Genomic DNA, 21,595 nt, shown 5'->3' on the forward strand with positions numbered 1-21,595 from the left:
TTTCACTATGCTTTGGAGGTGAGTGGAGTATGGATATTATACAAGCTTCGGAAAGACACATAGAAGAAGTTCTGAGTTTATGTAAATATTGTTCAGAAAACATGGTGAATAACTTAATAGATCAATGGGATGAGGTTTATCCAAATAAAAATGTCTTTTTGGGTGATATAAGAAATAAATCGTTATACGTTGTATTTGCTAATAATTCAGAGGAAGTAATAGCTTGTATTGTCTTAAACGAGTATCAAGATCCAGAATACAAAGAAATTAGTTGGGGATATGAGGGAGAAAAGATTGCGGTCATTCATAGATTAATGGTTCATCCACAACATGAAGGAAAAGGGATTGCAAAACGTTTAGTAAGATATGTTGAGGGACTAGCGAAAAATAGACAACATGAGGCAATTAGATTAGATGTTTTTGTTAAAAATCCTAGAGCAGTAGGTTTTTATAATAAACTGGGATACGAAGTAACCGGTAAAGTTTTTTTTAGAAAAGGAGAGTTTTTTTGTTGTGAAAAACTCATATAAAAGTATCTCTTAAAGTGGAATCTGATTCCTAAAGAAGAAGGAATATTACGGGAAAGTGTTTTCTTAAATGGGAAATATCTTTCATTATCGATCATGTCAGTTCTAGAAAATGAGTTTGAAGTAATGAAGAGAAATGATTGATTTAGTCTACTCATAAGCATAACAGCACGTTCCTGTCACTTGTAAGATGATGCATGTTGTAAGTGCGCAGCGGGAACCTGAGGATCGTTATATGACTGGACGCTGATAGAGTCTATTTTAGGTAAGGGAATGAAGATTGTGAAGGAACATTTATTCAAGATGATTTTTTACTTTGAAACAGGTGCTATAAGTGAATTTGAAATTATTCAATGGGCAATGAACCAAGTCATAGATGGAAATGAGTCTGACCCAATTATTCAGTTAGCTTCACTAACAAGAAATGAGAAAGATGAAGTTAGATTTTTGTTGGAGCAAGCGATTAAGGATTTAGGATTTGATTATCCATCGAAGAATGCACTCGGTTATTATCGAGCAAAGTTAGTTTCAGAGGAAATAATTAAAGGGAAACTTTTACCTGTAAAGGGATGTTCAATAATCGGGAGGATATGTTCTGACCTTGAATGGCCTGAAATTCTGTCTGATTTTGGATCAATAAATCATGAGTTAACGGGTCATGAAAATTTAGGAATAACTGAAGATGGATTGACAAAGGACATTATCTCTTGTGCATATAAATTAATAGATAATGTTAATGCGCATCTGAATCTTGAATGAGTTTAGCATCAAATGGGGGCGTATCGTCATATAACACAGGATTCCCGAAACTAGAGATGATACATGTAGTTAGGACGCCTCGGGAATCCCTAAAGTTATCTGTTTTCAGGTCTCAAGGTCTGTCTCACAAGAGGCGCCCCATAAGATAACAAGGATTCACGAAAATTGCCAAATTGAATGCGGTCAGGACGCTTTGTGGATGCCAAGAACGTTAGACGCCATTCCGGAGGTGGAAAGATGAATGTGTTAGTTTTTGGTGGGACGGGTTTTGTCGGAAGAAATCTGATAGTGGAATTAATTAAGAATGGATATCAGGTATATGTTGTAACGAGAAATCCTCAAAAGACTACTAGCATTATTGAAAATAATGTTCAGGTAATAGAGTGGGACAATAATTTACCTTTATCTTCGGCTTTAAAGCTGGAGCAAATTGACGTAGTCATTAATTTAGCGGGTGAGTCAATCGGTAATCGTCGATGGACCAATTCAGTAAAAGAGGAGATTATAGCAAGTAGGATAAGAACAACTGGTGCAATTGTTACTGCTATTAACAATGGTACTATTCAACCTAAAGTTCTAATTAATGCTTCAGCAGTTGGATACTATGGCCCCCATGAGGATGAAGAGATGACTGAGTCTAATGAAGTGGGACAGGATTTTCTAGCACAAGTTTGTCGAGATTGGGAAAATGAAGCATACAAGGTTAAAAGTAATTTAACCCGAGTAGTAACCATTCGGATTGGCGTAGTTTTAGGAAATGAAGGCGCACTAAACAGAATGGCATTGCCATTTAAGTTTTACATGGGAGGTCCATTGGGTAAGGGGAATCAATGGCTATCCTGGATACATATTCAAGATTTAACGAGTATGATAAGGTTTATAATCGAACATCAAGAGCTGACTGGTCCTATAAATGCTGTTACTCCAAATCCAGAAAGAATGAGAGATTTTAGCAAGATACTAGGTAAAGTTCTAAATAGCCCATCATGGTTACCGGTGCCAGATATTATATTAAAAATAGCATTAGGTCAAATGGCTGAAATGTTATTACACGGACAACGAGTTGTTCCAAAGAAAATTCTAAATACGAATTTTGAATATAGGTTTCCAAAGTTAAAGGAAGCTTTAGAGAATGCTCTGGTGAACCGGAACGGCATCTAACAACACATTCCATTCCAAAGATCATCCGTAGCATTTTTTATTAGCTATTTATTACCTCATTAAAAAGAACTACAGAACAACTAAACCTTGTGATCCAAGATATGGGAAGTCAGCCGATGCTGCAATCTGCAATCTGACAAGACTACCATCATTATTGATATGAAATACTGAGATTGTGCCCTGATTTCCGTTAAGGGTGTAAAAATTGCGTCCGTCTTGACTCACTCCAACATCTATTGGCAGGCCAGCGGCTACACCTGGCGGTGTACTGGTAGTAGTGCCGATAACTGTCAACGCTCCTCTATAATCAATGCGGTAGGTTGTAATTGTACCACTTAAAGTGTTGGTAGTATAAGCGAAACGTTCATTTCTCGTAGCAATAACCCAGCAAGTGGCCTTTTGGCCGGTCGGTACAGAGCCACTGATAACATTAAGGATCCCATTGTCGCTAACTGAATATGATGACAGAGCATTGGAAACTACTTCTGTAACTAAAAGGATTCCTGAGGATAGGAAATAAGATCCGAACGGCCCCATACCGTAAGAATTGTTAATTACTGGTCCTGTGACTGTACCATTTTTATTAACTTTGAATACACTGAGACGGTTTGTAGTATACTCAGATACAACGATTTTACTGCCATCAGGAGTAAATGCAAGTCCCGCTGGTTGAGCATTAATAGTGCTTAGGGAATGGATGGATCCTGCAATATGAACAAGACGTCCATCATCATTTATGCGAAAACCATTGATATTAGATGAAAAATTATTGGCGGCATTGCCCACATTAGAAACATAGAGAAGATCACCAAATACATCCAGGCCATTAGGTTGAGCACCTCCTGATGGCTTAACATCTGCTAGAACGAGTTCCCCACTGTTAGTTATGATGAAACTACTGATAGTATTGCTGCCTGCATTAACCGCAAAAAGGAAACGGCCATCACGGGATAATGCTACTGAGCCTTTTGACGCAAGTGGATCGACGCCTTCGTTTACCGTTGCAGTCGAGACTTCCCTTGCGCCAGTTCCTCTGCCACCTGTTGGATAGGAACCTATAATAGTAAGTATTCCATTCATACCGCGGCAAAAAGCAACGACTTCATTTATTACTGGCATATTGGTCATCATGTAAACCATGCTTGGGCGAAAATAGTTTGTTGTCTGCATTTTATGATACTCCTCCGCAAAGCCATTTAAAATCCGAATCCTAACTGCCATTCTGACGATTTCCTATTTGCCATCAAGTTTACTTGGAAAACTCTAATTTATTGTAAACTCTTCAGTAATGCTATCGGTTCAAAGTATTCATCTTATATTGGTTTTGGCACGTTTGATGAATACTAATAGGTAAAATTTTTCATTAGAATAGATGCCGCGGGCGCGGCATATGGGCGAGTTATACGACATATCGTGCAAAGGCCGCGCCATCATTGGCGTGGATGATCTCACATTTTTCATAGCCTTTACTAAAACTTTCAGTTTATCTTCAGTAGACTTTAAGCATAATTTCAGCATAATTTCAGATAGAAATCCTAGAATGAGGATGCTGTTAAAAGTGCTCTTAAACCAAATGATCTAGGTGGTGGACACGTTAAAGAGAATAACAACAATTCTATATTGTGGCTAACAAGAAGAATATATGTTAATGAAGGAGGATATTATTTTCGTATGAAAAAGCAAGGTAAAGTGCTTGATAATGGTAAGATGTGGTTATTAACGGGTGTGTTATTATCCATGATAGTTGTCGGAGTTAGCGGTTGTGGTTCATCTAACTCAGCAGTAACAACTTCTGTACCAGCAACCCAACAACCATCTACTCAACAAAACCAAGGGAAACCTACACAAAACCCCGCAGTACAGGCAACAATGGAAATACGCCGTTTACAAAGTGACCAACAAATGGTTTTGACTAGCGACCAGAAGGATAAGATCAAGCCGATTCTCCAAGATTTAATTAATACTGCTAATCCTAGTCAAGATTTTCTTCAGCAAAAAGCCGATGCTATAAATGCAGTGTTTACCGAACAACAAAAAAACTATTTAACTACTCATTCTCAAAGAGATAACCAAAAAGGAAATAATCAAAATGGGCAAAAACCCAACGATAGCAACTTAAATGGGAATAACTCTAATGGCAATAGCTCAAACGGAAGTAACTCGAATAATCAACAAAATGAAACCCAAAATAGGCAACCATTACAACCACAGGATATATATAAACAGGTTTTAAATTCTTTATCATAAAAAAATTTACCGCTCTGAATTGTTGGTTGAGAAATACCATTCATAAAGGAAAAGTCCTCTATCGTATAATAGCAATAGAGGGCTTTAATACACGGGTTATTTATCAAGGACAAGCTAGTAAGCTTGTCCTTTTTCTAACCTTTATCTAATTTTGCGGTTTAATTGAAACCTGATGATCTTGGGGCTGCGCACATTTTAAATAAGTCCAATTTAAAACACAGTAACTTATCTCTATAAAATTTAAAATCAACCTCAATTAAATATTAAGACTGATTCTTAAACCTTGATATTTTAGAAGTATAAAGATTAGCTAATAAAAGCCGGTCCAGATATCTGGATCGGCATTGTTTTTGTATAGAAAAACAAAGGATATCTATGGTTAAGATGGAATTATTTAAGGGTGAGGTAATCTTAGGGTGTACTGATTAGATAATCCCATGTATGTAGTTAGGACGCCTCGGGAATCCCTAAACGTTATGTAAAATTGCCCGTGGGGCTGGCCCCATCGTGTGGCGGATTTGGTTAGGAGGATTATATGAGTATTAGTAAGGAATTAAAAGAAAAATTAATATCTAAAGGTGCTTCATTAGTTGGATTTGCTGATTTAACTTGTCTACCAAGAGAAAATACAAAAGGATATGACTTTGGGATTTTGATAGGGGTAAGTATAAAGCCGGAAGTATTATTGGGAATTGGCACTGGACCCACTTTAGAATACTACGAAGAATACAAAAAGCTAAATAGACTATTAGATAAACTCGATGAATATGCCGCTGAGATCCTCAAAGGAAAGGGCTATTCAGCTTATCCAAATCTGCAAAGAAATGTTGAAATAGATGAAAGGACAAGAAGAACAGAATTGCCTCATAAGACAGTTGCAACTCGCGCTGGAATAGGATGGATTGGAAAGTGTGCTTTATTAGTGACAGAAGAGTTTGGTTCAGCAATCAGAATTTCAACTGTTCTAACGGATGCTAGCTTGGAAACTGGAATACCAATCATTAAATCAAAGTGCGGCGATTGCATAAAGTGTAAGAAGGAATGTCCAGCTGGAGCGGTATCGGGTGAAAATTGGGATGTTAATAAAGATAGGGATGACTTTTATAATGCATTTGATTGTAGAAAAATAGCACGAGAAAGAAGCTATAAAGCAGGCATAGTTGAAAGTTTATGTGGATTATGCATACTTAAATGTCCCTGGACGGAGAGATATTTGAGGGGGCCACGTCCTGGCGAGCTACTGAAGTAAGGATATCATCTCTATAATCTCATTGAGGAGGTGTATAGTGAAATTCTCAAATCCATTGATAGTTGTTTCGGATATGGAAAAGGCAAAGCGATTTTACTATGAATTGCTTGGGTTAGAAGTTATTGTTGATTTTGGTGCAAATGTAACTCTATCAGGTGGTATTTCATTACAGACGAAGGATACTTGGTTAACTTTTATCGACAAGCAGGATAGTGAAATTATTTTTGGAGGAAATGTAACAGAGTTATATTTTGAAGAAGACGATTTTGATGTTTTTATTCAAAAGATGCATGCCATTGTAGACATTAACTATGTACATCCTATGATAGAACATTCTTGGGGGCAGCGTGTTGTTCGCTTCTATGACCCTGATAAGCATATAATTGAAGTCGGAGAAAATATGATTATGGTTGTCAGACGATTCTTAAACAGTGGTCTATCAATTGAAGAAACTGCTATAAGAATGGATGTACCAGTTGATTATGTGAAATCTTGCTTAAGTACATTATGAGTTGACCTGTAGTAAGCAAACGTCACAATCTTCTTATTGGTGTACTGAAATGATACGGAGGCTGCAATTAAGGATTAAATATAAGTAGTTACATTATTTTTGACAGATTAAATAAATCAAGCTACAATAATATTGGTCCGTAATTGGACTAATATTATCTGTGGAGTGAGGTTTTTTATATGGAGTGGATTTATTTATTTCTAGCAATTGCATTTGAAATTTCTTCAACAACTTTGATGAAAATGTCTAATGGTTTTACGAAAATATTACCAACTGTAGGAACATTTTTAGGATACATAATATGCTTTATTTTTCTCTCTATTTCACTAAAAAAGATAGATATGAGTGTAGCGTATGCTATATGGTCTGCGATTGGAATAGTTGTATTATCAGCAATTGGAATATTTGTTTTTAAAGAAAGTATTAATGTATTAAAAGTAATATCTATACTTTTCATTGTTTTAGGCGTTGTTGGATTAAATTTAAGTGGAGCAAGTCATTAATTTATTATGATTGTCAGAGGTATTATCTAATGATAAAAGGAAGCGTGTATGGAAAATGGATAGCAAAGAGAAAATTAATCAACAGATAGACAGTTATTATAACTCATGGTTTGAAATAAATAATATATACCATGTTTGGGCTAAAAGGCATGGTATGCAAGAAACTACTTTGTTTGTTTTATATGTAATAAATAATACAGTACCATACTGTACACAAAGTCAAATTTGTAGCAAATTATTTTTACCTAAACAGACTGTATCTCAAATATTATCAGGACTTGAAAAGGATGGATATATACTTAAAGAAGCAAATACTAATGACCGTAGAAATAAGATTATTGGATTTACTGAAAAGGGAACATTATTTGCAAACTCTATCCTTGACAAACTAAAGTTAGCAGAGATTGAGACTTTTAATCAAATGTCACAAGAACAACGTAGGAATGTGATAGAGAGTTTTGAATTATTATCTAATTCATTAATTAAAAGCCTTTCCAAGTAAAGTATTAGATTTGGAAAGATAAGTTACGCTCATACCGTTTAACCATATTGTAGATGATGGCTAATATTTTAACTAGTACGCAATGTTCTTAAATAGCGTACTAAAAGATGCGGAGGTTCAAGGGGCCGCCGTCCATGGCGGCCTCTGATTCTGGGTGTACGGCTTCGTATAACAAGGCATTGCCGTAACTTGTAAAGATGATGCGGTTGGGACGCTTCGGCAATGCCAGGGCGTTAGATGAAACGACGGTTTCAAAAAATGTTTTTCAAATTATCTCAATCTAAGCAATAACTTGCAAAGAGGGAATATCAGTGAAGAGAAAAATGTTCAATGCTTTAATCTACTTATTATTGTCTTTAATATTAGCGTGCATTTTTTCATTAATAATTGCTAAATTATATGGTTTTGCAATTATTGATGTTCTATTTTGGGTTGGGCTTGTTGTAGTTGCGGTAGGATGTTTGTCAAGTATCGGTGGTGATCCAACTGAGATAAGGACTTTTGATGGGACGGTAGATGGACAATACCAATCATTTCCAAACTTCTATAACAACTTTATGAAACATGGAGTATTTGATCCCAAGGTTTGTGGAATAAGCATAATTATTTCAGGAGTTATGCTTATTTTTATTAGTTACTTTTTGGGGTGATTTTCAAATTAAACAATTATATGTTTTGAAATATCATAGGCCAACCAGATAGATGGTTCAAATTTTTCAGTTTCAATAGCATTAATTGCTTGTCTTGAAACCCCCACAAACTCTCGAGGATATTTTTCTTTTTGAGGAAAGTGAAAGAAAATCAAGAGCTCAACAAAGCAGAGGTGTGATTTAATGGCATTAAGACAACTCATGCTTTTTGATAACGAAATATTGAGAAAGAAAAGCAAAGAAGTTGAAGTTATTGATGAAAAGATAAAACAAATTTTAAATGATATGGCTGAAACAATGTATAATGCTGGAAATGGAGCAGGGTTAGCTGCTCCTCAAGTAGGGATCTTGAAGAAATTAGTTGTAATAGATATGGGACAAGGTTTAATAAAGTTGGTTAATCCAAAGATAATTAAGCAGGAAGGAAAACAAAAAGTAATTGAAGGGTGTTTAAGTTTTCCTAATATTTTTGGAAAATTAATAAGACCTGCAAAAGTAACTGTACAGGCATTGAATGAAAATGGTGAGGAAATTATATTGACAGGTACAGGAGATTTAGCAAAATGTTTTTGTCATGAAATAGATCATTTGGAAGGAGTACTTTTTACAGATTTTGTTACCGAATATTTAAGAAGATAGCATAACTGGAGGGGCTGCCGTCCATGGCAGCCTCTGAATTTGGGGGCGTACGGCTTCGTATATCAACGTATTCCCAAAATCTGAGAGAATATAAAGGTAGTAACCAGACTTCGGGATACGCAGGACGTTATGCGTCATCTAGGTCACTTTAATTGTAGAAAGGATTATATGAAAATGGGTAAGGTTAATACTTACAAGAATATTCTCAGTAATCTTCCTGATTGGGACGAGTACTTGTTAAAAGAGTCGGGACTCCCTGGACCGAGAGCCAACCTTGAACTTCTACAAGCAGTTGTCGATGTCGGAACCGAGGAGACCTTTATTAGATACTTGAATTTTAACTTGATGAATGATTCAACTAACATTCCTGAAGAGTTTTTAACAATTTGCGGAACTGTCGGCCTAGGGAAATTAATCTCTGAAGGCAAAAAACAATTCCTTAATGACTTGCGTCATTTTTCTTCGGACAAAAGATGGAGGATACGAGAAGGGGTTGCGATTGCCCTTCAGCTTCTAGGCGATTCGGACATAGATTTAGTGCTTCGGGAAATGGAGATTTGGAGAAAAGGGAATCTACTGGAGAGGCGAGCGGTCGTTGCAACCTTATGCGAACCCAGACTACTTACTCAAAATAATACGGTTCAACAAGTACTGGGATTTCTTGACCAACTCACTGAGGATTTACTAGACATTTGTGATAGAAAAGAGGAAAACTTTAAAACTCTTCGAAAGACTTTGGGATATGGGTGGAGTGTGGCGGTAGTGGCTGATCCACAAAATGGAAAAGATCTAATGGAGAAATGGTTTTCGAATGAGGATAAAGACATTAGGTGGATAATGAAGGAGAACTTGCGTAAAGAACGATTGAGTCGAATGGACAAGCAATGGACTTCGAAATGGAAACAAACACTAGGAGTGAAATAATTGATACAATGCATGATACCCTTTGCCGACATCGCATAACACAGGATTCCCGCAGCTAGAGGATGATGAATGTGGTTGGGAAGCTACGGGAATCCCTAAACGTTAGGAGATAGACCATGCGGGACCAGGCGTCCTTGCCCGGATAGGGCAGCGATTGTTTAAGTTTTAATTAATAGTCATTTGTTAGAAGATATGAATTTAAGATATTATTAACCTTTGTTTTAATATATGGAGGAAGTAAAAATGAAAATTGTAGAAGTAGATCCGAACATACCCGATGTTCTTCTTTTAATGGATGAACTATCTGAGGATTTAGAGTTCATAACAGGTGACAGCGGGAAGAGTTCGTTTAATCTGAACGATATTTGTGCTTCACGTTCCTTATTTGTAATAGCTTACAACGACGATGGAGAAGGAATAGGCTGTGGAGCCATACGCCCTATTAATGAAAATATCGCTGAGGTCAAGCGGATGTTTGCTAAAACAAAAGCAATGGGCGTAGGAACTGAAATTTTATGTTACTTAGAAACACAGGCACAAAAACTGGGTTACTCTATTCTTTGGCTTGAAACTCGATTGATAAATACACGAGCGGTAGTATTCTATGAGCATAGAGGATATCATCGTATACCAAACTATGGTAAATATGTTAACAATCCTGAAGCAGTGTGCTTTGAAAAGCACATAATTTAAATACATATTCTTCTTATTATGTGAAATTAGACCATACGGAAGGCAAAAGGGACCGGCGTCCATGGCGGCCTCTGATTCGGCGGCTTCGTATAACAAGGCATTGCCGTAACTTGTAAAGATGAATGCGGTTGGAACGCTTCGGCAATGCCAGGGCGTTATAGGAAATCACCTAATTTGGGTCTAAGAGGGGGAAGGATGTAACATTGTCGTATCTCAAGAAAATATCGCTTAACTGGGAGCGTGTAGATAATAGAGATGACTATCCATTTAACATACCATCAATTTCAAATTTAGATTCGCTTGATCTAGACCACGATGTTGTTTTTATCGTTGGCGAAAATGGGACTGGGAAATCTACACTACTTGAAGCGATTGCCTATAAGTGTGGTTTTGGAATTGGTGGGGGTGGAAGGAACAATGATATAGGGTTATCAGACGAGAGTGCATTATTGTCCGCGATTTTGACTTTATCTTGGATGCCTAAGATAAATAATGGGTTCTTTTTAAGAGCAGAAACCTTCTTTGACTTTGCTAAACACTTAGATGAAATGGCAAAAGATATTTATTCGGGTGGTAGGGAAGTTTATGGCGCTTATGGTGGAAAGTCCTTAAATCAGCAATCTCATGGAGAAGCGTTCTTATCTCTATTCATGAATCGATTTGGCGGAAGAAGTTTGTACATACTTGATGAACCGGAGGCAGCACTCTCACCTCAGCGCCAATTCGCTTTTTTAAGTATCATTCATGAATTGGAACAGTCAAATAGCGCACAGTTTATTATTGCAACGCAATCACCAATTTTAATGGCTTACCCAGGAGCGATGATTTACCAATGTGATGAAGAAGGATTTAATCAGATTAATTATGAAGAAACAGACCATTATCGTTTGACCAAGTCCTTTCTTGATAATCCAGAAAGGTTCTTCAAACAACTATTTCAGGATTAGATGAATAGTTGGTGACTTCCTATGACACAGAGTTTCCGCAACTAGAGGATGATGAATGTGGTTAGGACGCTGAGGGAATCCCTAAACGTGAAACCGGGTTCATCCGAGCCATCCTTGGCGCGTTAACTACATACCGCACGGGCTACCGTTGAGGCAGCCAAGATTGATAGCAATTAGGTTTAATTTGCGATTTTTGTTAATACTTGCCTCGAAATTTCCTAATTTTTTTCAAATATTTTAAGAGTTATTCCCAATATGATTCCCCATAAAATAACCGCCATCATATTTGAAAGAGCCCCTGGATAAGTTTGCAAACCAGACAAGACAGGAACTCGGTAGAAGTTCACAATTACTTTAAAGAGGAACCAAAGAACTAAACCATAAAGAGTTGATTTATAAACAATACCTTTCGAGGTAATCAAAACAACTAGAAGAGCAAAAACTATTCCTAGGAACCCATCCCATACAATTATTTGAAGTAATAGGGCAATAACTTCTTGAAAACCGTTTGCTGGCTTAGCCCATGTTAATAAAACTGCTAACCAGTCCAAAAATCTGATTTCTGTAATGTGGAGAATATAATAGTCAATGAGATTCCAAACGTTCATAGCAACTCCGGCGATAATTCCAGCTAGTAGTCCACGGGTTGTTTTATCCATTGTTTTTACCTCCATAAGTTATTAGAGGTATAGTTTTTGTCATATATTGTATTTTATTCCTCATTGATATTGTAGCGATTATTTGCCCTATGGCTGCCCTAACTCTGTCAATATACATGAAGTTGGGATGCTACAGGAAAACGAGAGACGTTATGTGCAATAGGCCTGTCGGTGTCGACACAAAAGGTTGTTTAGGGGAGATTTTTATGAAGAGAATTATTAAGGTTTGCCTTCTTATTTCTGTAAGTTTTTTACTTGTATCATGTGGAAAAGTAGATGATACCGCACAATCCCAAAATGGAACCCCCCCTTCAGAGGTATCTCAACAAATAGCCAATGGGAAGCGTGTTCAAGTTAGTAGTTCAGGTAATTATGGAGTTTATGACATGACAGGTGAATTTGTAACTAAAGTAAATAATAATCCAATAGACAGCGACTATGGAATCGAATTGAATGAGCTTAACCAATCTAAAAGCTTTTCAACAACTGCTCAGTTGGAACTTGAGTTAAAGTTTGCCGAAATATGGGATAAAGAGTTGAATTCTATCTATAATAAGTTACTCGCAAAGCTGAAGACAAAAGAGAGAGGGGCATTAATAGAGTCCCAAAAAGGTTGGCTACAATTCCACATGAAAGAATCGGAATTTGTTAAGCAGGTGTTTTATTTCCAAGAATCTGGCCCAGTTCTAGGTAGTCAGGGGGCTGTTCAGATGCAGCAAGCAATTAAAGGGAGAATACGCGAGAGAACACTAGAGTTAATGGAATATTACTCGATCCTTGGGAATCCTGTTAAATTTGTATATAAGGAAAAATAACCTTAGAAACCAGAGGAGATTGATAATAATGGATAAAGAAATGATTGGTATGTGCGGGACTTATTGTGGTGTCTGTGAATGGAGAGAAAGGACAAACTGTCCAGGATGTCAGAAATCGAGTAGTCAGATGTTTTGGGGAGAATGTTTAGTAGCAAAGTGTTCAATTACAAAAGGCTTCAAACACTGTGGCAATTGTTCAGAACTACCATGTGAAAAACTGCAGGATGCCTTTAACAACCCTGAACATGGGGATAACGGAGAACGTCTGATTAATTTAAAATCTTGGGCAAAGGGAGAGGAATCGTACATTAGAATTCGAACATTAAACCAAACTGATCCTGAAAACAGCTAAAAGGGACTGCCAAGTAGTTGATATTGTCCTTGCGCGGGAAAGAAGCTTATTTTTCTGTGATGTGTGTGTAAAGCTAACTTGACATAAAAGTGAGCTAAACATATAATTACATTGTAAAGTGAACTTTACATTACAGACGAAAGGAGATTAAGGTTGAAAAATAAGATAAGGGATCTCAGGGAGCAATTCGATTTGACTCAACTGGATTTGGCTGAAAAAGTTGAAGTATCAAGGCAAACAATTATTTCACTAGAAAATGGTAAATATAATCCCTCTATTTTTCTTGCGTATAAGATATCAAGAGTTTTTAACTTGGGAATTGAAGAGGTTTTTATTTTTGAAGAGGAGCATTCCTGTAATGAATTAAAATGATCTTTGAAAAAAGAAATACCTCGCTGTACTATTACGAGGTGTCGTCCGTCAAGTCGACCCTTAATTATCTGTACAGGAGGTACTCCCAAATGAATAATAAGCAAAAACAACGAATTAAGCAAGTATCAGAAACAACTCTTATCATTGGTGCAGATATCGCAAAAGAAAAGCATGTAGCCAGAGCTCAGGATTTCAGAGGGATTGAGCTTGGTAAACGGCTTATCTTTCATAACAACGATAGTGGTCTTACCCAACTCGTAAACTGGATTAGGGACTTACAAGCAAAACATGATAAAGAGGATGTCATCTTGGGATTAGAGCCTACGGGCCATTATTGGTTAGCAACAGCTCAGTTTCTTCACCAAAGTGGAATCAAAGTCGTTTTAGTTAACCCCTACCATGTAAAGAAAAGTAAAGAACTTGATGACAACTCACCCACTAAAAATGACATTAAGGATGCCCGTGTCATTGCTCAACTTGTCAAAGATGGAAGGTATACAGAACCTAATTTACTAACAGGAGTCTATGCCGAATTACGAGTCGCAATGGTTCAACGGGAACGGTTAAACAAAGAGTTGAACCGAGTAAAAGGCCGAGTCATCAATTGGCTGGATCGGTTTTTCCCAGAGTACCTACACGTATTCAAAAATTGGGAAGGTAAAGCATCTCTTGTGACGTTAAAGCGATTTCCATTACCGCAAGATATTCTCAAGTTAAAGCCCGAAGAGATTGTGGTTGAGTGGAAGGAAGAGGTTCAACGGGCAGTAGGGATGAAACGGGCTAAGCTGCTTGTTGAGCAGGCAAACGTCTCAATTGGTTTAACATCGGGTCTCACGTCTGCGCGCTATGAGTTAAGGCAGCTTCTTGAGCAGTATGAACTTTTTTCGAGGCAAATGGAAGAACTCATGCTTTACGTTGGGCAATTGCTGAATGAAATCCCGAGTTCAAAGAAAATGATGACTATACCCGGAGTAGGATGGGTAACTGTAGCCGGCTTTTTAGCTGAAGTTGGGGATATAAATGGTTATGAACATCCTCAACAAATCATTAAGTTGGCGGGATTAAATCTTAAAGAGAACAGTTCAGGTAAACACAAAGGGCAAACAACTATAGTTAAACGAGGTCGACCTCAACTTAGGGCCCTACTGTTTAAGTGTGTGTTACCTCTAGTCGCTAAAAATCCTGAATTCAAAGCAATACACCGTTATTTAACCACAAGACAAAATAACCCCCTAAAGAAAAAACAATCACTCATTGCATTATGTGGAAAACTCATACGAATTCTATTTACATTGGGGACAAAAAACCATACCTATAATCCACAAAAGGTTTTAAGTCTAGTTCATTTGGAGCAACATTTAGCAGCTTAATCGGATAGCTCATTAGAACAGATTCAAACTCATTCTTTATATACTTGAGGACAATTGAAGCATGGAGAAGCCGGAGCAATTTTATCCATAAGGGCGTTTGACCCAGCAGAGGAGCTTATCTGGCCTCCACCCCTTGAAAGGTAGAACGAAGGAATGTAAGGGCCGTTTACGGACCCCGTGAGACATGGGAGGGTAAACCGCAAGGGTGATTGTGGAGATCCATTATGCGATCATATTTTAAACTAGAGGCACTAGCCTTTGCTGTAACACAACCCCACCATCCATATAATCACATTGCTTCAATTATAAACCATCAAGCCGATATGCTCTTAAAGTGAAATTCTAAGAATGAGCGAGATATAACGAGAAAATTTCAAATTATAGAGGGAGGATATTTGATGAAAAGAGATGAATATTTGAAAAGAGAAATAATTTATTCGTCTATCTTTATTCTTATTGGAGTTATAGCTTTAATTAGTTTCTTTATAGGGTTTGAAAAATCTATGATGCTTGGAATTGCAATTGGATTTATTCCAACTGGAGTAGGTATGCTTTTGATTTATCAAAAAGCCAAGAAGCACACGGGACTTAAAAAGAACCTACAACTTGAAAAAGAGGAACGAAATATCTATATCAACACTAAAGCAGGGGATACGGCTTTTTGGATTTCCTACTGGTATATTGTTGTTGCTTTAGTATTTAGTAATGTTATTAACGTATCAATGCAGAGATTTACAATCTTCACACTAATATTTATGCCCGTCGTATATTTTTTCTTTGTTGCTCTAAACCATAGAAAATATTAAGGCTATCAAATTAGGAGGCTATTCATAGGGTGGCCGTCCATGGTGACCTATGGTTTTGGGGGCGTTCAGCATCGTATAACAGCGTTTTCCTTCCTGTGCTGATATGGCATGGTGGATTTAATTTATTAACAGCAAGTGACCAGGCAGGTGAAGTGATGGCAATGGTGTGTAGCATGTTAGTAATTATCCATGGTGTAGTATTGTCGAGGAAGCTTTCGAAGGAAGTTTATTAGTCTTTGATTAAAAGAGGTGTTATTTTTGGAAAGAGTAATTGCAGTTATAAAAGAAGGACATAGAACTTTAGGTTACCGTTTACTTGATGAGATCACAGCAACAGTGCAGGACTTGGGTTTAGCTAGTGCGTTAGAGTATATCAAAGAGAATGGTTGTCGAAATGCCCATGCAGAAGGTGTAGCTTTGGTGGCAGAAGAGGGGTCTATGGACATGTTACCTGTAATTGACTCTCGGACTAAAAAGTGTATTAAGAACGATAAAAACATAATAATAGGGACTTTTAAGCAGGGAGATAGGATAACTTCAATCAGAGTCACGGATTATACAGGTAGTATTATGGATATCGAGGTCGGACAACTTATGATGTTAGAGGAAAAGGGGTATTGTAACGCAAAAGTACAGAATGTGGGAGAAAAGAGGGCTATTAAGCCTTTGGATTTACCTTGGCCTGTCTTGAAGTGGTCTTCAAGTAAATAATACAAGCTATTTCCTTACATAATGAAGTTGAACAAATTCTCCAAAATGTCTACTTTCCTTAAAGGATAACTTTAGTTCAGGGTTATCCTTTTTAAACAGGGGAATGCCTTTTCCCAATATGATCGGCGCAACCGTAATAATGAACTCATCAACCAAGTTTTCCTTCAAAAATTGGTCTAGTAACCCTGACCCACCAACGAGCCAAATATTTATCCCGTCAAGGTGTTGCAGATTTTGAGTGAAATTAACAATATCACAGCTAACAAACTCCACATACTCGTCTCTACCAATTTTTGAATTTGAGAATACATAGCATTTTCTATCTGAATGCGGAAAATCATCAGCTAATACTAACATATGGTCATATGTTGTTTTGCCCATTATGATGGTATCAATAGTATTATAGAATTCGATGAATCCATTATCCCCATTCCCTTGGATTTCATTAAGCCAGTTGATATCACCGTCTTCCCTGGCAATAAATCCGTCCAAACTGGTTGCAATAAACAAGACAACTTTTCTCTTTTCGTTCATATACTTCTTCCTTGTCTTCATGTTTTTCGAATACCCCACATTGTAACTCATTATCCAACGTTGTTCCAGGGTCTCGTTACTTTAGAGTTTTCAGTATGCGGCTAAATTTATTCTATCAGCGTAGTAATTGGGGCGCGCCCCATCCATCTAACAATAGATTCGGGCAAGGGCGCCAGAAGAGAAAAGTTTCGGGAAGGTTCAGGCGCCATATCCCCGCACCTAAGATAAGATCATCTAAGGCTCTGGGAAGTCCGAATCCGGAACGTTATAGGTCATATCCGCAAAGATAGGAAAGGGAGGGGATTGTTATGGCTTTACACTACCATTTTCAAACTAAAAGGCCCGTTCCCCGTTCAAATATACGAATGTTTCTAGGGAAGTTGTACTTCACCTGGAGGCGATATTTTAGGTGGATATTTAATCGATCAATTAGATATGCCTCTACTATAAAGAAGATTGAGCTTCCTCATATAGTGGTATCCCATAAAACGCCATTGTATAGACGATTGAGGAATGTTGATATGTGGCTGCAGGAGAATAAAGTAACTAACTTAAGGTTGGCTTGTGGAAAGATAAATGGGATAACATTAAAACCCGGAGAGACCTTTTCGTTTTGGCGTTTGGTTGGAAAACCAACAAAAGCAAAAGGTTTTTTGGAAGGAATGGTTTTGACAAACGGTTCATTTACAGCAGGTGTAGGAGGTGGCCTATGCCAATTCTCAAACCTGATTTATTGGATGGCACTTCATACGCCTTTGACTGTGACGGAGCGGTGGCGACACACACACGACGTTTTTCCTGATGCAAATCGAACCCAACCGTTCGGAAGTGGTGCAACAGTTGTATATAATTATGTCGATTTGCAAATTAAGAATAATACTCCATATGAATATCAACTTAAAGTTAGTGTGGGGGATAATGACTTAGAAGGCGAATGGAGATGTGAACAGCCCTGCCCATTTAAATATCAAATCTATGAGAGCGAGCATCTGATAAAACAAGAATGGTGGGGTGGCTACATGCGTCATAATGCTATAAGGCGTAGCGTTTTAGACCTAAACGAAAATAAAATCGCAGATGATTTTGTTACAGAAAATCATGCCATTATGATGTACGAACCATTGCTTGGAGAAGGGACAAAGAATGTTCAAGAATGAATTTGGAGGCGGATACGTCATATATTAGCGTGTTCCCGCCACGTTGAGGATGATGATATTAAGTTAGAAGGTGGAAATAAATTTTTGTAGAAGTATATATCTTTATGTTCATTCCAAGGAAGCGGAAAAAGGCAAGGAAAATATAAAAGGTTATCGGGCAACGGTAATAGGGGGTGGGACATGAATTATAAGTCGATGGAAATATACTTCATGAGTGGAACAGGGAACTCTTTTCGAGCGGCTACATGGATGACGAAAATAGCCAACCAAAAAGGCATAAACTCAAAACTACATCAGATATCCAGATACTATGAAAAATCTGACTCGGGAGAAGGATTTAATGACTTGTTAGGAGTGGTATTTCCAACTCATGGGTTTACAGCACCTTGGCACGTAATTAGGTATGTTTTGCACTTACCACATGGAAGGGGAAAACATGCTTTTGTGGTGGCAACAAGAGCTGGGACTAGAATTGCATCGATTCCGTTCCCGGGTTTGGAAGGTACTGCAGGTTATCTTCTTGCACTCATACTGATTTTTAAGGGTTACATTGTTCGTGGGGTCATGGGGCTTGATATGCCGTCAAACTGGATGTCATTACACTGGGGTTTAAATTCTATAAACTCCAAGTTCATAATTGACAGAGCAGAGGTAAAAGCAGATGCTTTTATGACAAGTATTTTAGAAGGAAGAAAAGTGTATAGGGGAATTCTATCTCTATTATTAGGTCTAATGCTGAGTCCTATTTCTTTAGCGTACCTAGTCATAGGGCGGTTTTTCTTGGCAAAGTTGTTTTTCGCTTCTGGAAGCTGTACAGGTTGTGGATTATGCGCTAAAAGTTGTACAGTTAAGGCAATAAGGATGGTAGGAAGTAACAAGTCTCGTCCTTATTGGACATTTGCTTGTGAAAGTTGTATGAGATGTATGGGCTATTGCCCTAACACAGCAGTAGAAGTAAGCCATTCGTTTGCAATTGTTTTATACTTTGTAACAACACTACCAGTATCATTCTACGTATTAAATGAATTAAGTAACATTCTAGCGATAGAACTTAATGTTTTCCTAGTTAAGGTTCTGCTTGATTATATTTGCATATTGGTTTCATTTATTGTAGCCTACCATATCCTTAGCTGGCTTATTAAAGTTCCTTTACTTAACAAACTTTGTACATACACAACATTTACACACTTATATCGTCGCTATCACGAGCCTGACACAGCACTCAAAGATATTATGGTAGAAAACAAAAATGACTGAGTGTGCAATTTACCGCCACATCTTCTTAAGCTGTTCCCAAAATTTGAAAATGTGAAAGTAGTAACTAGACTTTGGGAACACAGGAACGTTTGGTGACATTCGCATAAATCGTGCGAAGGTTTTTGCTAAAAGAAAAGAGGATGAATTCGATGAAAAGACAACGAATCAGAAAAGCTATTCTGCTAATTTCATTTCTACTTTTTCCAATAACTATTTATTACTTTTCGCCTGTTTTGGTCATCCAGGGCGCCAGTCAAGGCGTCGTCGTTGGAAGTCTTATCCTTTTCGGGTTGATGTTTCTAAGTTCCCTCTTCCTCGGAAGGGGATTTTGCGGTTGGGCTTGTCCGGCGGGAGGGTTACAGGAGTGTTGTACCCTCTCTGTTGACAAAAAGGCAGCGGGAGGAAAGTTCAACCTAATCAAATATGTTATTTGGGTGCCATGGATTTTAACCATTATCGTATTGGCATTACTGGCTGGTGGCTTTAATTCAGTGGACTTTTTTTACCAGATTAATGACGGTATATCCGTATCAGACAAATTTGGCTACATTATCTACTACTTTTTCGTGGGACTCATCGTCTTATTGGCACTTGCAGGAGGGAAAAGGGCTTTCTGTCACTATGTCTGCTGGATGGCACCCTTTATGGTCTTAGGGTCAAAGATCAAATCAGTTCTGCCCATTCCATCTCTACGGGTTCGTCCGATCAAAGACAACTGTAAAAACTGCAAGTCCTGCGATGGAAAGTGTCCGATGAGCCTCCCAGTTTCAACAATGGTTCAACAGGACTCAATGGAGAACACGGAATGTATATTGTGCGGGCAGTGTGTTGACACCTGTACAAAAGGTGCTTTGAAGTTTTCATTTGGACTTCCCAATAGATAGGTTTTAAATTGGCTCTGCTGGGTCGCCTGCTATCCATGACGGGATTTTGAAGGAGGAGCTAGAAATCTTACTTCGCACTTGAAGGATAATTGTACAGCAATAAAACTATACGATAAATTAGTCTTTCCTATGGATCTATACTTCTTGCATGGCTGTGCCGTGGGAGCGGTTGGAGCGTTATTCCTGTGCTGATATGGCATGGTGGATTTGACCTATTAACAGCAAGTGACCAGGCAGGTGAAGTGATGGCAATGGTGTGTAGCATGTTAGTGATTATCCATGGTTTAGTATTGTCGAGGGAGCTTTCGAAGGAATCGTTGGACGATGTGTCCTAAATCATCCTATACGTTAGACGCCATGCCCAAGATATGAAAGGGGAAGGGGAGCAAGTGAGAACACTAAAGATTTATCAGGTTGATTCATTTACTACTGAGAAATTTAAGGGGAATCCTGCTGGTGTAGTTATGAACGCAGACGGACTTACCGATCAGGAAATGTTATACATTGCTCGGGAAATGAACAATTCGGAAACGGCATTTATATTCAAGCCAGATGGAACTGATCATGAGCTTAAGATCAGATATTTCACTCCGAAAACTGAAGTTCCAGTGTGTGGACATGCTACCATTGCCGCGCACTATGTTCGGGCACTAGAACATAAACTTAGCTCTTCAACAGTAATTCATAAGATTGGAATTGGAATTTTACCGGTTGAAATAATTAAAGAGAGCAATGATTATTCCATATTAATGACTCAGGGGAAAATTGAATTTTATCCACCACTTGTTATGCAAGAAAGGGATAGCATAGTTAATGCCCTGGGACTAAAAGAAGACGAATTAGATCAACGATGCCCAATTCAAATTGTTTCTACAGGACATTCGAAGGTTATGATTGGAATTAAAACTAGACGTAGATTGAACGACTTGTTCCCAGATATGCAAGCATTAGCCCAAATAAGTAAAACGATTAACTGCAACGGATATTTTGTTTTTACAATGGATTCGGAACAAAAGGATATTTTAACTCATGGAAGAATGTTTGCACCTTACATTGGAATTAACGAAGATCCGGTAACAGGAAACGCTAATGGTCCCCTTGGGGCATATTTAGTTAAACATGGATTGGTTGAACATAATAAGTCTAATTTTTCTTTCAAGGGCGAACAAGGGCATGCAATTGGGCGAAGTGGCCTAGTAAATGTGATGGTTCATTTAGATAATGGAGAGCCTGAACAAGTCAAAATTGGAGGAAGAGCGGTTATTGTGTTTAAGACCGAAATCGAGATTTAATAAAGAATTTAACACAGAAGAGATGACATTAATTTTCAAGGGTCAAGTTAAACCGGCACGGCGTCTAACAATGG

The 21,595-nt window shown here is 37.8% G+C and carries 28 protein-coding genes and 1 pseudogene; 25 read left to right on the plus strand and 4 right to left on the minus strand.

The genetic code is table 11. The features are described from left to right. Positions 1-29: 29 nt before the first annotated feature. From ACZ42W_RS07920 to ACZ42W_RS07930, 3 genes are all read left to right on the plus strand, one after another. Complete coding sequence (locus ACZ42W_RS07920; protein WP_464169774.1) at positions 30-530, plus strand: GNAT family N-acetyltransferase; 501 nt, start codon at positions 30-32, stop codon at positions 528-530. Between the two features lie 279 nt (positions 531-809). Then, on the plus strand, positions 810-1,286 hold the full coding sequence (locus tag ACZ42W_RS07925; RefSeq protein ID WP_464169776.1) for a hypothetical protein: 477 nt from the start codon (positions 810-812) through the stop codon (positions 1,284-1,286). A gap of 237 nt (positions 1,287-1,523) precedes the next feature. Then, complete coding sequence (locus ACZ42W_RS07930; RefSeq protein WP_464169778.1) at positions 1,524-2,447, plus strand: TIGR01777 family oxidoreductase; 924 nt, start codon at positions 1,524-1,526, stop codon at positions 2,445-2,447. Positions 2,448-2,516: 69 nt separating this feature from the next. Here ACZ42W_RS07930 and ACZ42W_RS07935 read toward each other — a convergent pair whose 3' ends face one another. Next, positions 2,517-3,617: a lactonase family protein gene (locus ACZ42W_RS07935; protein ID WP_464169780.1), complete on the minus strand. Its 1,101-nt coding sequence runs from the start codon at positions 3,615-3,617 to the stop codon at positions 2,517-2,519. A gap of 501 nt (positions 3,618-4,118) precedes the next feature. On the opposite strand from ACZ42W_RS07935, the gene ACZ42W_RS07940 reads away from it, so the two are divergent. The 6 genes from ACZ42W_RS07940 (at position 4,119) to ACZ42W_RS07965 (ending at position 8,109) form a co-directional block, all read left to right on the plus strand. Then, entirely contained in the window at positions 4,119-4,694 is a 576-nt protein-coding gene (locus ACZ42W_RS07940) for a hypothetical protein (RefSeq protein ID WP_464169782.1), read from the plus strand. Between the two features lie 535 nt (positions 4,695-5,229). Beyond that, complete coding sequence (locus ACZ42W_RS07945) at positions 5,230-5,943, plus strand: 4Fe-4S double cluster binding domain-containing protein (RefSeq protein WP_464169784.1); 714 nt, start codon at positions 5,230-5,232, stop codon at positions 5,941-5,943. 37 nt (positions 5,944-5,980) lie between these two features. After that, positions 5,981-6,454, plus strand: coding sequence for a VOC family protein (locus ACZ42W_RS07950; RefSeq protein WP_464169786.1), 474 nt, complete (start codon positions 5,981-5,983; stop codon positions 6,452-6,454). A 179-nt stretch (positions 6,455-6,633) separates the two neighbouring features. Next, the gene (locus ACZ42W_RS07955; RefSeq protein ID WP_464169788.1) at positions 6,634-6,957 is read left to right on the plus strand and encodes a DMT family transporter; all 324 of its coding nucleotides are present in this window, start codon (positions 6,634-6,636) and stop codon (positions 6,955-6,957) included. A 55-nt stretch (positions 6,958-7,012) separates the two neighbouring features. Continuing rightward, positions 7,013-7,459 (plus strand): MarR family winged helix-turn-helix transcriptional regulator, encoded by a 447-nt coding sequence (locus ACZ42W_RS07960; RefSeq protein WP_464169790.1) that lies wholly within the window; start codon positions 7,013-7,015, stop codon positions 7,457-7,459. 311 nt (positions 7,460-7,770) lie between these two features. Then, the gene (locus ACZ42W_RS07965) at positions 7,771-8,109 is read left to right on the plus strand and encodes a hypothetical protein (RefSeq protein WP_464169792.1); all 339 of its coding nucleotides are present in this window, start codon (positions 7,771-7,773) and stop codon (positions 8,107-8,109) included. 23 nt (positions 8,110-8,132) lie between these two features. Here ACZ42W_RS07965 and ACZ42W_RS07970 read toward each other — a convergent pair. Beyond that, a pseudogene (locus ACZ42W_RS07970) lies at positions 8,133-8,264 on the minus strand (helix-turn-helix transcriptional regulator); the annotation flags it as partial. A 28-nt stretch (positions 8,265-8,292) separates the two neighbouring features. Here ACZ42W_RS07970 and def point away from each other — a divergent pair. The 4 genes from def (at position 8,293) to ACZ42W_RS07990 (ending at position 11,312) form a co-directional block, all read left to right on the plus strand. After that, entirely contained in the window at positions 8,293-8,748 is a 456-nt protein-coding gene (gene def, locus ACZ42W_RS07975) for a peptide deformylase (protein ID WP_464169794.1), read from the plus strand. A gap of 174 nt (positions 8,749-8,922) precedes the next feature. Next, the gene (locus tag ACZ42W_RS07980; RefSeq protein ID WP_464169796.1) at positions 8,923-9,672 is read left to right on the plus strand and encodes a hypothetical protein; all 750 of its coding nucleotides are present in this window, start codon (positions 8,923-8,925) and stop codon (positions 9,670-9,672) included. A gap of 243 nt (positions 9,673-9,915) precedes the next feature. Next, on the plus strand, positions 9,916-10,365 hold the full coding sequence (locus tag ACZ42W_RS07985; RefSeq protein WP_464169798.1) for a GNAT family N-acetyltransferase: 450 nt from the start codon (positions 9,916-9,918) through the stop codon (positions 10,363-10,365). A 203-nt stretch (positions 10,366-10,568) separates the two neighbouring features. Further along, the gene (locus ACZ42W_RS07990) at positions 10,569-11,312 is read left to right on the plus strand and encodes an AAA family ATPase (RefSeq protein ID WP_464169800.1); all 744 of its coding nucleotides are present in this window, start codon (positions 10,569-10,571) and stop codon (positions 11,310-11,312) included. Between the two features lie 218 nt (positions 11,313-11,530). Here the strand turns inward: ACZ42W_RS07990 and ACZ42W_RS07995 are convergent, their stop codons facing one another. Beyond that, entirely contained in the window at positions 11,531-11,971 is a 441-nt protein-coding gene (locus ACZ42W_RS07995) for a hypothetical protein (RefSeq protein ID WP_464169802.1), read from the minus strand. Positions 11,972-12,177: 206 nt separating this feature from the next. Here ACZ42W_RS07995 and ACZ42W_RS08000 point away from each other — a divergent pair, with 206 nt between their 5' ends. From ACZ42W_RS08000 to ACZ42W_RS08030, 7 genes are all read left to right on the plus strand, one after another. Beyond that, positions 12,178-12,786 carry a lysozyme inhibitor LprI family protein gene (locus ACZ42W_RS08000; RefSeq protein WP_464169804.1) on the plus strand — a complete coding sequence of 203 codons (609 nt, stop codon included), beginning with the start codon at positions 12,178-12,180 and terminating at the stop codon, positions 12,784-12,786. A 28-nt stretch (positions 12,787-12,814) separates the two neighbouring features. Beyond that, positions 12,815-13,138, plus strand: a complete 324-nt coding sequence (locus ACZ42W_RS08005; RefSeq protein ID WP_464169806.1) for a DUF3795 domain-containing protein — start codon at positions 12,815-12,817, stop codon at positions 13,136-13,138. Between the two features lie 153 nt (positions 13,139-13,291). Next, the gene (locus tag ACZ42W_RS08010) at positions 13,292-13,510 is read left to right on the plus strand and encodes a helix-turn-helix transcriptional regulator (RefSeq protein WP_464169808.1); all 219 of its coding nucleotides are present in this window, start codon (positions 13,292-13,294) and stop codon (positions 13,508-13,510) included. Positions 13,511-13,599: 89 nt separating this feature from the next. Beyond that, entirely contained in the window at positions 13,600-14,880 is a 1,281-nt protein-coding gene (locus ACZ42W_RS08015; protein WP_464166315.1) for an IS110 family RNA-guided transposase, read from the plus strand. 398 nt (positions 14,881-15,278) lie between these two features. After that, the gene (locus tag ACZ42W_RS08020; RefSeq protein WP_464169810.1) at positions 15,279-15,686 is read left to right on the plus strand and encodes a hypothetical protein; all 408 of its coding nucleotides are present in this window, start codon (positions 15,279-15,281) and stop codon (positions 15,684-15,686) included. Between the two features lie 29 nt (positions 15,687-15,715). Further along, positions 15,716-15,919 carry a hypothetical protein gene (locus ACZ42W_RS08025; protein WP_464169812.1) on the plus strand — a complete coding sequence of 68 codons (204 nt, stop codon included), beginning with the start codon at positions 15,716-15,718 and terminating at the stop codon, positions 15,917-15,919. A 16-nt stretch (positions 15,920-15,935) separates the two neighbouring features. After that, positions 15,936-16,397 carry a hypothetical protein gene (locus tag ACZ42W_RS08030; protein WP_464169814.1) on the plus strand — a complete coding sequence of 154 codons (462 nt, stop codon included), beginning with the start codon at positions 15,936-15,938 and terminating at the stop codon, positions 16,395-16,397. Between the two features lie 6 nt (positions 16,398-16,403). Here ACZ42W_RS08030 and ACZ42W_RS08035 read toward each other — a convergent pair whose 3' ends face one another. Then, positions 16,404-16,931 (minus strand): dihydrofolate reductase family protein, encoded by a 528-nt coding sequence (locus tag ACZ42W_RS08035; protein WP_464169817.1) that lies wholly within the window; start codon positions 16,929-16,931, stop codon positions 16,404-16,406. A gap of 308 nt (positions 16,932-17,239) precedes the next feature. Here ACZ42W_RS08035 and ACZ42W_RS08040 point away from each other — a divergent pair, with 308 nt between their 5' ends. The 5 genes from ACZ42W_RS08040 (at position 17,240) to ACZ42W_RS08060 (ending at position 21,521) form a co-directional block, all read left to right on the plus strand. Next, on the plus strand, positions 17,240-18,088 hold the full coding sequence (locus ACZ42W_RS08040; protein ID WP_464169819.1) for a VanW family protein: 849 nt from the start codon (positions 17,240-17,242) through the stop codon (positions 18,086-18,088). Positions 18,089-18,268: 180 nt separating this feature from the next. Then, complete coding sequence (locus ACZ42W_RS08045) at positions 18,269-19,345, plus strand: EFR1 family ferrodoxin (RefSeq protein WP_464169821.1); 1,077 nt, start codon at positions 18,269-18,271, stop codon at positions 19,343-19,345. A 149-nt stretch (positions 19,346-19,494) separates the two neighbouring features. Then, positions 19,495-20,229, plus strand: coding sequence for a 4Fe-4S binding protein (locus ACZ42W_RS08050; RefSeq protein WP_464169823.1), 735 nt, complete (start codon positions 19,495-19,497; stop codon positions 20,227-20,229). Positions 20,230-20,414: 185 nt separating this feature from the next. Beyond that, the gene (locus tag ACZ42W_RS08055) at positions 20,415-20,564 is read left to right on the plus strand and encodes a hypothetical protein (RefSeq protein WP_464169825.1); all 150 of its coding nucleotides are present in this window, start codon (positions 20,415-20,417) and stop codon (positions 20,562-20,564) included. Between the two features lie 33 nt (positions 20,565-20,597). Continuing rightward, positions 20,598-21,521 (plus strand): PhzF family isomerase, encoded by a 924-nt coding sequence (locus tag ACZ42W_RS08060; protein ID WP_464169826.1) that lies wholly within the window; start codon positions 20,598-20,600, stop codon positions 21,519-21,521. The last annotated feature ends 74 nt before the right edge of the window (positions 21,522-21,595 follow it).

This window comes from Desulfitobacterium elongatum, assembly GCF_055378975.1.